This window comes from Roseibaca sp. Y0-43 (assembly GCF_020667835.1).
Taxonomy (GTDB): domain Bacteria; phylum Pseudomonadota; class Alphaproteobacteria; order Rhodobacterales; family Rhodobacteraceae; genus Roseinatronobacter.
The window spans coordinates 242,020-255,439 of the sequence record NZ_JAFMPR010000005.1 but is presented as its reverse complement, the minus strand read 5'-3'; the positions used below and the strand labels follow the sequence as shown (position 1 = coordinate 255,439).

At 62.0% G+C, this 13,420-nt stretch carries 13 protein-coding genes and 2 tRNA genes; 13 read left to right on the top strand and 2 right to left on the bottom strand.

The features are described from left to right. The first annotated feature begins 4 nt into the window (after positions 1-4). Positions 5-766 (top strand): Fe-S cluster assembly ATPase SufC, encoded by a 762-nt coding sequence (gene sufC / locus J1C52_RS08610; protein WP_227427521.1) that lies wholly within the window; start codon positions 5-7, stop codon positions 764-766. Continuing rightward, on the top strand, positions 766-2,055 hold the full coding sequence (locus J1C52_RS08605) for a SufB/SufD family protein (protein WP_227427581.1): 1,290 nt from the start codon (positions 766-768) through the stop codon (positions 2,053-2,055). Before sufC ends, J1C52_RS08605 begins: the two co-directional genes overlap by 1 nt. Here the strand turns inward: J1C52_RS08605 and J1C52_RS08600 are convergent. Continuing rightward, on the bottom strand, positions 2,046-2,243 hold the full coding sequence (locus J1C52_RS08600; protein WP_227427520.1) for a hypothetical protein: 198 nt from the start codon (positions 2,241-2,243) through the stop codon (positions 2,046-2,048). The genes J1C52_RS08605 and J1C52_RS08600 overlap by 10 nt on opposite strands. Before the next feature lie 292 nt (positions 2,244-2,535). Between J1C52_RS08600 and J1C52_RS08595 the strand changes: the two genes are divergently transcribed. The 6 genes from J1C52_RS08595 to J1C52_RS08570 all read left to right on the top strand — a co-directional run bounded on the left by J1C52_RS08595 (position 2,536) and on the right by J1C52_RS08570 (position 7,473). Continuing rightward, positions 2,536-3,000, top strand: a complete 465-nt coding sequence (locus tag J1C52_RS08595) for a YIP1 family protein (RefSeq protein WP_227427519.1) — start codon at positions 2,536-2,538, stop codon at positions 2,998-3,000. 9 nt (positions 3,001-3,009) lie between these two features. After that, positions 3,010-3,585: a YIP1 family protein gene (locus J1C52_RS08590; RefSeq protein WP_227427518.1), complete on the top strand. Its 576-nt coding sequence runs from the start codon at positions 3,010-3,012 to the stop codon at positions 3,583-3,585. Continuing rightward, entirely contained in the window at positions 3,585-4,805 is a 1,221-nt protein-coding gene (locus tag J1C52_RS08585; protein ID WP_227427517.1) for a cysteine desulfurase, read from the top strand. Before J1C52_RS08590 ends, J1C52_RS08585 begins: the two co-directional genes overlap by 1 nt. 312 nt (positions 4,806-5,117) lie before the next feature. Further along, positions 5,118-6,668 carry a tetrathionate reductase family octaheme c-type cytochrome gene (locus tag J1C52_RS08580; protein ID WP_227427516.1) on the top strand — a complete coding sequence of 517 codons (1,551 nt, stop codon included), beginning with the start codon at positions 5,118-5,120 and terminating at the stop codon, positions 6,666-6,668. After that, positions 6,661-7,344, top strand: coding sequence for a cytochrome b/b6 domain-containing protein (locus J1C52_RS08575; RefSeq protein WP_227427515.1), 684 nt, complete (start codon positions 6,661-6,663; stop codon positions 7,342-7,344). Before J1C52_RS08580 ends, J1C52_RS08575 begins: the two co-directional genes overlap by 8 nt. A gap of 52 nt (positions 7,345-7,396) precedes the next feature. Continuing rightward, positions 7,397-7,473 (top strand) — tRNA-Arg (locus J1C52_RS08570). Between the two features lie 44 nt (positions 7,474-7,517). Here J1C52_RS08570 and J1C52_RS08565 read toward each other — a convergent pair. Then, positions 7,518-7,594 (bottom strand) — tRNA-Arg (locus tag J1C52_RS08565). Positions 7,595-7,712: 118 nt separating this feature from the next. Between J1C52_RS08565 and J1C52_RS08560 the strand changes: the two genes are divergently transcribed. The 5 genes from J1C52_RS08560 (at position 7,713) to pgi (ending at position 13,408) form a co-directional block, all read left to right on the top strand. Then, positions 7,713-8,732, top strand: coding sequence for a LacI family DNA-binding transcriptional regulator (locus tag J1C52_RS08560; RefSeq protein WP_227427580.1), 1,020 nt, complete (start codon positions 7,713-7,715; stop codon positions 8,730-8,732). 203 nt (positions 8,733-8,935) lie between these two features. Continuing rightward, complete coding sequence (locus J1C52_RS08555; RefSeq protein ID WP_227427514.1) at positions 8,936-9,520, top strand: HNH endonuclease; 585 nt, start codon at positions 8,936-8,938, stop codon at positions 9,518-9,520. 86 nt (positions 9,521-9,606) lie between these two features. After that, positions 9,607-11,052: a glucose-6-phosphate dehydrogenase gene (gene zwf, locus J1C52_RS08550; RefSeq protein WP_227427513.1), complete on the top strand. Its 1,446-nt coding sequence runs from the start codon at positions 9,607-9,609 to the stop codon at positions 11,050-11,052. Further along, a complete protein-coding gene (gene pgl, locus J1C52_RS08545; RefSeq protein WP_227427512.1) occupies positions 11,052-11,723 on the top strand; it encodes a 6-phosphogluconolactonase in 672 nt (223 codons plus the stop codon). Before zwf ends, pgl begins: the two co-directional genes overlap by 1 nt. Positions 11,724-11,797: 74 nt before the next feature. Further along, complete coding sequence (gene pgi / locus J1C52_RS08540; protein ID WP_227427511.1) at positions 11,798-13,408, top strand: glucose-6-phosphate isomerase; 1,611 nt, start codon at positions 11,798-11,800, stop codon at positions 13,406-13,408. Positions 13,409-13,420 lie beyond the last annotated feature (12 nt).

Sequence of the window (13,420 nt, the reverse complement as noted above, 5' to 3'; positions counted from 1 at the left end):
AACCATGCTGAAGATCGAGAACCTGCATTGTGAGCTTGAAGACGATTCAGAGGTGAAAATCCTCAAGGGTCTGTCGCTGACCATCAACCCCGGCGAAGTGCACGCCATCATGGGGCCGAACGGGTCGGGCAAATCGACGCTGTCCTACGTGTTGTCGGGCCGCGACGGCTATGAAGTGACCGAAGGCAGCGCCACGCTGGAAGGCGAAGACCTGCTGGACATGGAACCCGAAGAGCGCGCGGCGGCTGGCCTGTTCTTGGCGTTCCAGTATCCGGTCGAGATTCCGGGCGTGGGCAACATGACCTTCCTGCGCACCGCCGTGAACGCGCAGCGCAAGGCACGCGGCGAAGAAGAATTGTCTGCGGGCGAGTTCCTGAAAGTGGTGCGCGCCAAGGCGAAGGAATTGCAGATCGACGCGGATATGCTGAAACGCCCGGTCAATGTGGGCTTCTCTGGCGGCGAAAAGAAGCGCAACGAGATCCTGCAAATGGCCATGTTGGAGCCCAAGATGTGCATCTTGGACGAAACGGATTCGGGCCTGGACGTCGATGCGATGAAGCTGGTGAGCGAAGGCGTGAACGCGCTGCGCTCGCCCGACCGCGCGTTTCTGGTCATCACCCATTACCAGCGCCTGCTGGACCATATCAAACCCGATGTGGTGCACATCATGTCCGAAGGCCGGATCATCAAGACCGGTGGCCCCGAACTGGCGCTGGAAGTCGAGAATAACGGCTATGCCGACCTGTTGGCGGAGGCAAACGCATGATGCCACGAGCGAAGCTGAAAGCGCAAAAGCAGGAGCGCGCGGCAGAGCTTGTTCGGCCCTTGCCGCAAGGTGGTGCGTGGATCACCCGCGCCCGCGAAGCCGCCTTGGCGCGCTGGTCCGAAATGGGCGCACCGCTCAAGCGCGATGAATACTGGAAATTCACCGACCCGCGCGCGCTGATCGCCGAAGGCACGGCCACGGCCGCCATTCAAGACACAAGCGACGAAGCGCCGATGTTCGACGCGTTCGACCGGGTGAAGCTTGTGTTTGTCGATGGTGTGTTCGATGCAGCCGCTTCCGACGCGCTCGCGTTGGAGGGCGTGGAAATCGGCCTGCTGGAAGACGCGGCAAAGGCCGATCTGCATTGGGCCAAGGACATCTACGGCACGCTGGACGCCCGCGCGCAAACCCCGGTCGAGCGGCCCTTGGCCAGCTTCAACACCGCCTATGCCACGCAAGGGGTGCTGATCCGGGTGACGGGCACGCCTGCCAAGCCGATTTCGCTGATCTATCGCCGCAGCGCGGACGGCTCCGACGCACTGCTGCACCATGTCATCCGTGTCGAAGCGGGGGCAGAGGTCACGCTTCTGGAACACGGCCCGCTGGCCGCGCGGTCGAACACAGTGATCGAGGCGGATATTGCCGAGGGCGCGACGCTGCATCACATCCGCAGCCAAGGCCGCGACCATGCGCGCATGGGGGCATCGCATATCTTTGCCCAGCTTGGCGCCAAGGCGCAGCTGAAAAGCTTCACGCTGACGGTGAACGGCCAGTTGACCCGCAACGAGGCGCAGGTCTGGCTGGACGGGGCAGACGGTTCAGCCCATCTGGCGGGCGCAAGCGTTGGCGACGGCGCATTTCATGCCGATGACACGGTGTTCGTGGCACATAACGCGCCGGGCTGCGAAAGCCGTCAGGTGTTCAAAAAAGTGCTTCGTCACGGCGCGGTGGGCGTGTTCCAGGGCAAGATCCTTGTGGACCGTGTGGCGCAGAAAACCGACGGCTACCAGATCAGCCAGGCGCTGCTGCTGGACGAGGATGCGCAATTCCTTGCCAAGCCAGAGCTGGAAATCTACGCCGATGACGTGAAATGCAGCCATGGCTCGACCTCGGGCGAGATTGACGCGACGCAGCTTTACTACATGCGCGCGCGCGGCGTCCCCGAGGCAGAGGCCAAGATGCTGCTGGTTCTGGCCTTCCTCGCCGAAGCGCTGGACGAGATCGCGGATGACGCGCTCGCGGGCGACCTGCGCGACCGTCTTGAAGCGTGGTTGCAGCGTCATAAGTGACACCAGCTCGGAACTAGAGAAGAACGGTTTATGGCAGCGCCCTCAATAGCAGCGGCAATTTTTGGTTTTGGAATGCTGTCAATTTGGATGGCTTCCAAGCCCACATCATTCAAACACATGGTTTTTTTGGGTGTCTTGCCTAGCTTGCTGGTTTTGACGTGGACAGCGGCGACCCGGCTTTCGATCATGCCACCACTTGGTTTTCAACCATTCAGTGTTGCTTTGGTGATTATACCCGTTCTCCTTTGGTTGGTCGCTATGCACACGGTGGCTCGGTACTGTTTAGCCATCGGTTTATCGAAGTGGTGGGCAGCAGTGTTAGTGTTGCCTGTGACGTCTCTCGTGTTCGTTTTCCTTCGAAAGAACGGCATAAAAAGCCTCGAAATAGAAGAATCGTCGCAGGAACTTCCAGTTGAAAATGAAGCAGATGCAAACTTCGAATTGCCGCATGGCTTGCTCGGGAGAATTCTGGCGACCTATATGAAACCAAGGCTAGTTGTTGGCGCACTCGCGCGGGGCGACCTGCGCGAGCCGCAGGTGATGTTCTTCGCCCTTCTGGCCTGCGCCCTGATTTTCGTTTCGCAATGGCCCATCCTGTCGCGCGCGGCAACGCTTGACCCGTCGGTCACCTTCGAACAGCGGATGGGCGGCGCGATGTTCGGGATCATGTTCCTGTTGCCCTTGCTGCTTTATGGCTTTGCCGCGCTTCTGAAACTGGGGCTGCGCCTGTCCGGCCGTATCGTGCCGGGTATCCTTGCACGGCTTGCGCTGTTTTGGTCGCTTCTGACTGTGACACCGCTGATGCTGGTGCAGGGCGGGCTGTCGGCCTTTCTGGGGCCGGTCGGGCTGACACAGGGCTTCGGGTTTGTGGTGCTGCTGGTGTTCCTCTACATATTGGTCAAAAGCGTCTCTGCCGTGCGCGGGATCGCGGCACCGCAAGGCTAGGAGAGGTTCATGGATCTGACATTATCCTCTGTGATCGCGCTGATGCGCGCGACCCTGACCGCGCCGCGTGACACCGCGCGCCGGATCATGGATATGAACCCGCCCGACGATGCACGCTGGCTGGGCTTTGTCATCGTCGTCGTGCTGTCGGTATTGGTTGGCCAAGCCTCTATCCTGTTGCTGGGCGAAGGCGGCTTCGGCGGCAGCATGATCTTCATGGCCGTGTTCCAGACCATGATCCTGCTGGGGCTGGTTGTGGCCGTGCAAGGTATTGGTCGGCTGGCGGGCGGCAAGGGCACATTTCCCGACGCGCTGCTTCTGCTGGCATGGCTGCAATTCGTGATGATCGCGGTGCAGGTGGCGCAGCTTGTGGTGCTTATCATCCTGCCGCCGCTTTTTGGCCTTGTCACGCTGGCGGCCTTGGCCATCTTCATGTGGCTTCTGGTCAATTTCACCATGGCGCTGCACGGCTTCACCTCTACCCTGCGGGTGGTGGTCGTGACGATCTTCGCCTTTTTCGCCCTGGCCCTGGCCATGGCCATCGTGCTGGCCATTTTGGGTATCGGCGCGGAAGGAATGCAATGATGCTGGATGTGAACGCAATTCGCGCGGATTTCCCGATCCTCTCGCGGCAGGTCAACGGCAAACCGCTGGTCTATCTGGACAACGGCGCGTCTGCGCAAAAGCCGCAGGCGGTCATTGATGCGGTCACGCGCGGCTATGCCGAGGAATATGCCAATGTGCACCGTGGGTTGCACTACCTGTCGAACCTTGCGACCGACAAATATGAGGGCGTGCGCGGCAAGCTGCAACGCTTCCTGAATGCGGGCCATGAGGATGAGATCCTCTATACCACCGGCACGACCATGGGGATCAACCTTGTCGCCTATGGCTGGGCCATGCCGCGCTTGCAGGCGGGGGACGAGATCGTTCTGTCGATCATGGAGCATCACGCCAATATCGTGCCGTGGCATTTCCTGCGCGAGCGGCAGGGCGTGGTCATCAAATGGGTCGAAACTCAGGGCGATGGCAGCTTGGACCCGCAAGCCGTGATCGACGCGATCGGGCCGAAAACCAAGCTGGTCGCGGTCACCCACATGTCGAACGTGCTGGGCACCGTGGTCGATGTGGCCGCGATCTGCGCGGGCGCACGGGCCAAGGGTGTGCCGGTGTTGGTCGATGGCTCTCAGGCGGCTGTGCATATGCCGGTCGATGTGCAGGCCATCGGTTGCGATTTCTACGCGATCACGGGCCACAAGCTGTATGGTCCGTCGGCCTCCGGCGCGATCTATATCAGCCGCGACCGGCAGGCCGAGATGCGCCCCTTCATGGGTGGCGGCGACATGATCCGCGAGGTCACGCGCGACGGCGTGACCTATAACGACCCGCCGCACAAGTTCGAGGCGGGCACCCCCGGTATCGTGCAGCAGATCGGGCTGGGCGTGGCCATCGACTACATGATGGGCATCGGGATGGACAATATCGCCGCGCATGAGGCCGATCTGCGCGATTACGCGCAATCGCGGCTGGCGGGGCTGAACTGGGTCAGCGTGCAGGGCCATGCGCCGGGCAAGGGTGCGATCTTCAGCTTCGTGCTGGAGGGCGCGGCGCACGCGCATGACATCTCGACCGTGCTGGACCAGAAGGGCATTGCGGTGCGCGCGGGCCAGCATTGCTGTGGTCCGCTGATGGAGTATCTGGACCTGACCGCCACCTGCCGCGCGTCATTCGCCATGTATAACACCCGCGCAGAAGTGGATGCGCTGATCGACGGGTTGGAACTGTGTCACGACCTGTTCGCCTGAGCTGACGCCACAACCTTATACCAAAGCGATGCGCGTGCCCCATGGGCGCGCGCTTTTTGTATTCCGTTTGGAAAAGGTGCGATTCATGTGCGGGTTATCAAGCGTTTCCGATTTGTCAATAACCTGCGACAATTTAGGATGTTCAAAACGATGTTAGATTATGTAATTCGAATATGAATGCGCCGCGTCGTCGTCTTGTCTGCGTGGCATGGAGGACGCGACATGACCCGATTGCCCTTGGTCTTGCCATTTTCAGCGGCAGTTTTTCTTGGAATTTCAGCAGCTTTCGCCCAGCAGGGCACAGCACCCGCGATGCCCGCGGATCATGCCAGCACCGCTGACCATTCGAAATTCGAAATCTTGCAGCAGGATTTCGCCTCTGGGCCAGAGGTGACGGCGGCCTGCCTGTCCTGCCATACCGAAGCCGGGAACCAAGTGCGCGACAGCATCCACTGGACATGGGAATACGAGGATCCGATCCTTGAACTGGCGCTGGGCAAGCGCACCGTGTTCAACAATTTCTGCGGCAATGTCGCCTCGAACGAAGCGCGCTGCACCTCTTGCCATGTCGGCTATGGTTGGGACGATGTGCGTGAAGCCCCGCCCGAACAGGCCAATGCCGTCGATTGCCTGGCCTGCCATGACCGTTCCGGCCAATATACCAAGCTGAACGACGCCGCAGGCCACCCGCCGCTGGACCCGGTGCCAGAGGGCGCACATACCATCACCGGCGAGTTGGCCTGGGCCGTGGACCTCAGCAAGGCCGCGCAATCGGTGGGCGCGCCGGGGCGCGAGAATTGCCTGTCCTGCCATGCCTATGGCGGCGGGGGCGACAACGTCAAACATGGCGACCTGTCCTCGGCACTAATTGCGCCCGATCACGGGGTGGACGTGCATATGTCCGCCGAGGGCGCGAATTTCACCTGCACAAGCTGCCATGTCAGCGAGGCGCACAAGGTCGATGGCTCGCGCTACAATGTGCACGCCAGCGACCCCCATAGCGCAGAGATGGCACCGGGCGCGCGGCGCGACGTGACGACCTGCCAAAGCTGCCATACCGACAGCCCGCATGACGCCACAATCACCGGTGTGCGGCTGAACACCCATGCCGAAACACTGGCCTGCCAGACCTGCCATATCCCGGAATATGCCAAGGGCGGTGTGGCCGCGAAAACCATGTGGGACTGGTCCGCCGCCGGGCAAATGCGCGATGGCAAACCCTTCACGCTCAAGGAATATATCCAGGGCGACGGCACCGCTCGGCCGACCTATACCTCTGCCAAGGGCATCGCCGAATATGGCGAGAACTTGGAACCGGAATACGCATGGTTCGACGGGCAACTGGATTACACGACCCGCTCGGAGGTGGTCGATCCCGACCAGCCCGTGCAGGTCAACAAGTTCGGCGGCGACCCGGATGACCCGAACGCCCGTATCTGGCCCTTCCGCGTCATGCACGGGCGGCAAGCCTATGACACGGAACTGATGACCATGCTGGCCAGCCATACATGGGGGCCGGAAACCGACACCGCCTTCTGGACCCATTTCGACTGGCAAAAGGCCATCACCGCCGCGATGGAGTATCTGGACGAGCCATATTCAGGCAAGTTCGACTTCATCGACACGGAAATGCACTGGCCCATCACCCATATGGTCGCCCCGGCAGAGCAGGCGCTGCAATGCGAAAGCTGCCATGCGCCCAATGCCCGTATGGCCGGCATTTCCGGCGTCTATGTGCCGGGCCGCGACTGGCAGCCGGCCACGATCCTTGGCCTGCTGATCCTTGGCGCGGCGCTGCTGGGTGTGACGGGGCATAGATTGGTGCTGCTGGTCAGCAAACCGAAGGGGAACCATCATGGTTGAGCGCAAGGTCAAGATTTTCACCCGGTTCAACCGGCTGTGGCACTGGTCTCAGGTAATCTCGATCATGCTGCTGTTGTTCACAGGCTTTCGTCTGAACGGGTTGCACGAGCTGATCCGGTTTCAGGTCGCGGCTGGGCTTCATACGGTCGTCGCGCTGGCCTTGCTGCTGCTGTGGGCTTTCGTGGTGTTCTGGCTATTCACCACCGACGCGTGGAAGAACTTCATCCCGACCCGGCGCGGCTTGTGGCAGGTCATCAAATACTATGCCTATGGCGTCTTCAAAGGGGCCGAGCACCCCTATCGAAAAGTGTTCCATCGTCGCCATAACCCGTTGCAATTGCTGGCCTATCTGGCGCTGAAGCTGATGCTGTTCCCGGCAATCTGGGTGTCTGGCCTGATCTACCTGGCCTATGGGCTATGGTCGCATGTGGACGGCGCCAGCTTCCTGTTGCAGATCGTGGCCAATATTCACATCCTGTCGGGCTTTGCGATCGCGGCTTTCGTGGTGGTGCATGTCTACCTTCTGACACTGGGGCACGGGTTCCGCAGCCATGTGCGCCCGATGGTCACGGGCTTCGACACCGTAGAATTGACGCCGGAAGAGGAAGCTTTCCTCAAGACCTCTGAACCCTGGCGGCTGCAAGACGACCCCGAACCCGCCCGCGTGCAGGGCTAGGGCAAGAAGTCCGCTTGCAGTCGCAGGCATCTGGCGCTAGGAACGGCGACAGGCACCCATAGCTCAGCTGGATAGAGCGCTGCCCTCCGAAGGCAGAGGTCAGAGGTTCGAATCCTCTTGGGTGCGCCATCCTTTTCCAAATCTGCACGAAACGGCTGCTGTCTTGGCAGTCATGGTGACCCCGGCAGGATTCGAACCTGCAACCTGCCCCTTAGGAGGGGGCTGCTCTATCCAGTTGAGCCACGGGGCCACGCTGGTCTTGTGCCAATCCGGGGCTGTGGGTGCAAGTGGTGTCTTGGCGCGCCGTGCCTGTGGCGCTAACATGGCGTCCCAGCCGCTTGAGAAGGACCACGCGTTTGCCGCCCTATCTGCCCCCCCAGACCGCTCGTCCCCTCACTTTGCGCGATGTGTCAGAAGCCAGCGGGGTCAGCGAAATGACCGTCAGCCGGGTGTTGCGCAACCGCGATGACGTGTCGCCCGCGACGCGCGACAAGGTTCTGGCGGCAGCCAAGGCGCTGGGCTATGTGCCGAACAAGATCGCGGGGGCATTGGCGTCGCAACGGGTGAACCTTGTGGGCGTGATCGTGCCGTCACTGGGCAACATGGTGTTTCCGGAAGTGTTGCGCGGCATTTCCGCAGGGTTGGAAGATAGCGGGCTGCAACCTGTCTTCGGCGCGACCGATTACCAAGCCGAGCGCGAAGAGAATGTGATCTACGAAATGCTGTCCTGGCGCCCTTCTGGCGTGATCGTCGCGGGGCTGGAGCATACCGATGCCGCGCGCGCGATGCTCGCAAATGCCGGCATCCCGATTGTCGAGGTTATGGATATCGACGGCGAGGCGATCGATTCCGTGGTCGGCATCTCGCATCGGCGCGCGGGCCGCGAAATGGCCGAGGCGATCATCCGCGCGGGCTATCGCCGCATCGGGTTTCTAGGCACCAAGGTGCCCGATGATTTCCGCGCGCGCAAACGTCTGGAAGGCTTCACAGAGGCCTTGGCCCAAGCCGGGCTGTCGCTGGCCGATACAGAGGATTACGCGGGCGGCTCGTCATTGGCCAAGGGCCGCGAGATGACCGAAGCCATGCTAAAGCGCACGCCGGATCTGGATTTTCTGTATTATTCCAACGATATGATCGGAGCAGGGGGCTTGCTGTACTGTCTGGATCAGGGGCTGGATGTGCCCGGCAGCATTGGGCTTGCGGGCTTCAACGGGTTGGAGTTGCTGCAAGGTCTGCGCCTGCAACTGGCCACCACCGACGCCTGCCGCCGCGAAATCGGGCTGCGCGCCGCGCAGATCATCGCGGGCAAGCCGACCGATGGCATGATCGGCGCGCAACGGGTCGAGCTGGACCCGATCCTGAACCTTGGCGACACCATCCGCCGCTAAGCCCGTCGGCACGTCATCCTGTCACGGCTTTGTCGCTTTTCTGGGCTAATCGGAAATCTGCGACATCTGGTGCAGTGTAATCGCTTGTCAGATTATTTGCCCTAGATATAGTGATCCTACGGTCGGGATGTGACCGCATCCTGACGCTGGCCCCAGTGGGGCGGTGTTTGCGCCCCGGGGGCCGCCAGATAAGGGGTGGCACCATGGATGGTGATTTCAGGACCGAATTCGTCCGCGAACCAACCGCGCTGAAGCAGTTTCCCGCGCTTGTGTTGAATGCCGATTACCGGCCCTTGTCCTATTATCCCTTGTCGCTCTGGCCGTGGCAGGACGCGATCAAGGCGGTGTTTCTGGACCGGGTCGATATTCTGGCCCATTACGACGAAGTCGTGCGTAGCCAGCGGATGGAAATCCAGGTGCCCTCGGTCGTGGTACTGCGCGAATATGTCAAACCGCGCAAACGCGTGGCGTTTACGCGCTTCAACCTGTTCCTGCGCGATGAATTCGCCTGCCAGTATTGCGGCTCGCGCCATGACCTGACCTTTGACCATGTTCTGCCGCGCAAGCTGGGCGGGGTGACAAGCTGGGAAAACGTGGTTGCGGCCTGTGCGCCTTGTAACCTGCGCAAGGGGTCCAAAACCCTGCGCGAGTCGGGGATGAAGCTGCGCCAGCCGCCGCGCCGCCCCGATGCGGAACTGCTGCGCAATCTGGGGCGCAGGTTTCCGCCGAACCACCTGCATGAAAGCTGGCTGGATTACCTGTATTGGGACACCGAGCTTGACGCATAAACGCCCGCGCGACCATGCTGGCACTGGACAGCCCCGCGGGTGACGGGGTAAAGCGTTGCTAGCGCTAACATCGCGGAGGTTGTGATATGGTCGCACGCGTCATCCCGGTCGATCCGTTCGATCTGGTCATTTTCGGGGCCACCGGCGATCTGGCCCGCCGCAAGATCCTTCCGGGCCTCTATCGGCGCTGGAAGGAAGGGCAAATCCCCGAAGGCAGCGCGATCATCGGTGCCGCGCGCAGCGACATGGACGCAGACGGCTTTCGCGCGCTGGTGGGCGAGGCGCTTCAGGAATTTCTGCCAGTAGCCGAGCTGGTCGCCGAGACCGTCGCGAGCTTTCTGGAAATCCTGAACTATGTCACTATCGACGCACGTGGCGATGGTGGCTGGGCCGAACTGGCCGGGCTGATGCGCAAGGACAAGGTGCGCGCCTTTTACCTGTCGGTCGCGCCCGCGCTGTTCGGTGACATTGCCAAGCGGTTGAAAGAACGCGGTATTGCCCATCGCGACAGCCGAATCGTGGTCGAAAAACCCTTCGGCAAGGATCTGGAGACGGCACGCGCGCTCAACGCCTCGCTCGCCAGCTATTTCCACGAAGACCAGATTTACCGCATCGACCATTACCTTGGTAAGGAAACCGTGCAGAACCTGATGGCGGTGCGTTTTGCCAATATCCTGTTCGAACCCTTGTGGAACGCGCAATACGTGGACCATGTGCAGATCACCGTGGCCGAAACCGTGGGGGTTGGCGGGCGCGGTGAATATTACGACCATTCCGGCGCGATCCGGGACATGGTGCAGAACCACATGATGCAGCTTTTGTGCCTGATCGCCATGGAACCGCCCAGCCGGTTCGACCCTGACGCGATGCGCGACGAGAAGCTGAAGGTCATCCGTGCGCTCGACCCGGTCGCGCCGTCCGAAATCGTGCGCGGGCAGTATCGGGGTAAGGATGGCGATGACTATCTGACAGAGGCCGGAAATCCCGACAGCCGGACCGAAAGCTTCGTCGCGATGAAGCTGCATATCTCGAACTGGCGCTGGAAGGGCACGCCGTTCTACCTGCGCACAGGCAAGCGCCTGCGCTCGCGTGCGTCCGAAATCGCGATCACCTTCAAGGAACCGCCGCATTCCATTTTCGGCGAAAGCAACCAGTGGCGCGAGAATGTGCTGGTCATCCGCCTGCAACCCGATGAGGGCATGGATTTGCGCGTGATGATCAAGGAACCGGGACCGGGCGGTATGCGCCTGAAGGACGTGGCGCTGGACATGAGCTTTGCCGAAGCGCTGGGCGACGATCTGGACATTCCCGACGCCTATGAGCGGCTTATCATGGACGTGATACGGGGCAATCAGACGCTGTTCATGCGCGGCGACGAAGTGGAAGCCGCATGGGGCTGGGTCGATCCGGTCTTGCAGATGATGGAAGAGCGTGGTGATGTGCCCGAACCCTATGAACCCGGTTCCGCCGGGCCGGAAGGGTCACTGATGCTGATGCACCGCGACGGGCGCCGCTGGCGGGAGATGCGCTGATGGAATTCCACGAATACCCCGACCGCGACATGATGATGCTGCGCTTGGCGCAGCGCATCGCGTCCGAACTGGGCGAAAGCTTGCGCAGCAATGACCGCGCCACGTTGTCGGTGCCCGGCGGCACCACGCCGGGGCCGGTTTTCGACACGCTGTCGGGGGCCGATCTGGACTGGGCGCGCGTGTCGGTCATGCTCAATGACGAGCGCTGGGTGCCAGAGGACAACCCGCGCTCGAACACCGCGCTGATCCGCCGCCGCTTGCTGACGAACCGCGCGGCAGAGGCCACGCTGGTGCCGCTTTATGCCCGCACGCCCACGCCCGAAGACGCGCTGGATGCGCTGTCGGACGGCATTCGCCCGCATTTGCCGATTTCGGTGCTGCTGCTGGGCATGGGGGCGGATATGCACACCGCAAGCCTGTTTCCGGGCGCGGACAAGCTGGCCGACGCCATGGCACAGGACGCGCCGCCGCTTATGGCGCTGCGCGCCGAAGCGGCGGGCGAGCCGCGCATCACGCTGACGCTGCCGGTCTTGCGCAAGGCGTTGCGCATTCATGTGCTGATTACCGGCAAAGAGAAACGCGCCGCACTCGAACGCGCCCGCAAGCTGCCGCCCGAGCAGGCGCCCATCGCGGCGCTGCTGGATCAGGCACAGGTGCATTGGGCGGAATAAGCCCGAAACGGGCGGGCGCTTTGCGCCCGTTTCGACTATTCGGGGCAAGATAGAATGACCAAGGGACGACAAGAATGACCACATGGATTGATCTGGCCAAGAACCAGCGCAGCGCAGAGGCGCGCCACATGCTGGAGCTGTTCGACGCGGACCCAAACCGCGCCACCGAGTTCAGCATCCGCGCGGGCGAGATGCTGCTGGATTATTCCAAGACGAATATCGACGCCGAATGCCGCGACATCTTGGTGCGGTTGGCTGAAGAGCAGGGCGTGGCGGAAAAGCGCGACGCGATGTTCGCAGGTGCCAAGATCAACGAAACCGAGGGCCGCGCGGTGCTGCATATCGCGCAGCGCGCCGATGATGCCGCCGTGATCGAGGTGGACGGCGTTGATGTCATGCCGGACTTGCGCGAAACCCGCGCGCGCGCTTACGCTTTTGCCGAAGCCGTGCGTTCGGGCGCGTTCCAAGGGCAGGGCGGGCGGATCACCGATGTCGTGAATATCGGCATCGGCGGGTCCGACCTTGGCCCGGCGATGGCAACCCTCGCGCTGGAGCCGTTCCATGACGGGCCACGGCTGCATTACGTCTCGAACGTCGATGGCGCGCATATCGGCGACACGCTGGAACGGCTGGACCCGGCGACGACGCTGGTGATCGTGGCGTCCAAGACCTTCACCACGATCGAGACGATGACCAATGCCGAAACCGCGCGCGCGTGGATGGCTGAAAAGGTCATGGACCCGGCGGCGCAATTCGCAGCCGTATCCACCGCCGCCGACAAGACTGCCGCCTTCGGCATCGCGCCCGAACGGGTCTTCGGTTTTGCCGATTGGGTCGGCGGGCGCTATTCCATGTGGGGTCCGATTGGCCTAGGGCTGATGATTGCCATCGGCGCGGTCCGGTTTGACCGCTTCCTTGCGGGGGCGCGCGCGATGGATGCGCATTTCGTGGAAGCGCCTTTTGCCGAGAATATGCCCGTCATGCTGGCGCTGGTGGGCATCTGGCACAACCAGATTTGCGGCCACGCCACCCGCGCAGTGCTGCCCTATGAGCAACGCCTGTCGCGATTGCCCGCCTATCTGCAACAGCTGGAGATGGAGAGCAACGGCAAGCGCATCGGCATGGATGGCGAGGACCTTGGCCGTCATTCCGGCCCCGTTGTCTGGGGCGAGCCGGGCACCAATGGCCAGCACGCCTTTTACCAGTTGATCCACCAAGGCACGCGGGTGGTGCCTTGCGAATTCCTGCTGGCCGCCCAAGGGCATGAGCCGGACCTGGCGCATCAGCACCGCTTGCTGGCGGCGAATTGCCTGGCACAGGCAGAGGCCTTGATGAAGGGCCGCAGCCTGGACGAGGCGCGTGCGATCATGGCCGCCAAGGGGCTGGAGGGCGCAGAGCTGGAACGCCAAGCGCGCCACCGCGTATTTCCGGGTAACCGCCCCTCGACCATGCTGCTTTATCCCAAGCTGACGCCCTTCACCTTGGGCCAGATCGTGGCGCTTTATGAGCACCGGGTGTTCGTGGAAGGGGTGATCCTTGGCATCAACTCTTTCGACCAATGGGGGGTCGAGCTGGGCAAAGAACTTGCCACGGCGCTTGGGCCGGTGTTGGAAGGTGCGGATGCGTCGGGCAAGGACGGGTCCACGCAAGCGCTGGTCAGCTACCTGCGCGGGAATGGCGTCTGATCTGGCAGCGCG

Excerpts from the sequence above, each read along its gene's own strand:
- sufC (WP_227427521.1), top strand. The coding sequence starts at position 5 with ATGCTGAAGATCGAGAACCTGCATTGTGAGCTTGAAGACGATTCAGAG.
- J1C52_RS08605 (WP_227427581.1), top strand. The coding sequence starts at position 766 with ATGCCACGAGCGAAGCTGAAAGCGCAAAAGCAGGAGCGCGCGGCAGAG.
- J1C52_RS08600 (WP_227427520.1), bottom strand. The coding sequence starts at position 2,243 with ATGATCGAAAGCCGGGTCGCCGCTGTCCACGTCAAAACCAGCAAGCTA.
- J1C52_RS08595 (WP_227427519.1), top strand. The coding sequence starts at position 2,536 with ATGAAACCAAGGCTAGTTGTTGGCGCACTCGCGCGGGGCGACCTGCGC.
- J1C52_RS08590 (WP_227427518.1), top strand. The coding sequence starts at position 3,010 with ATGGATCTGACATTATCCTCTGTGATCGCGCTGATGCGCGCGACCCTG.
- J1C52_RS08585 (WP_227427517.1), top strand. The coding sequence starts at position 3,585 with ATGCTGGATGTGAACGCAATTCGCGCGGATTTCCCGATCCTCTCGCGG.
- J1C52_RS08580 (WP_227427516.1), top strand. The coding sequence starts at position 5,118 with ATGCCCGCGGATCATGCCAGCACCGCTGACCATTCGAAATTCGAAATC.
- J1C52_RS08575 (WP_227427515.1), top strand. The coding sequence starts at position 6,661 with ATGGTTGAGCGCAAGGTCAAGATTTTCACCCGGTTCAACCGGCTGTGG.
- J1C52_RS08555 (WP_227427514.1), top strand. The coding sequence starts at position 8,936 with ATGGATGGTGATTTCAGGACCGAATTCGTCCGCGAACCAACCGCGCTG.
- zwf (WP_227427513.1), top strand. The coding sequence starts at position 9,607 with ATGGTCGCACGCGTCATCCCGGTCGATCCGTTCGATCTGGTCATTTTC.
- pgl (WP_227427512.1), top strand. The coding sequence starts at position 11,052 with ATGGAATTCCACGAATACCCCGACCGCGACATGATGATGCTGCGCTTG.
- pgi (WP_227427511.1), top strand. The coding sequence starts at position 11,798 with ATGACCACATGGATTGATCTGGCCAAGAACCAGCGCAGCGCAGAGGCG.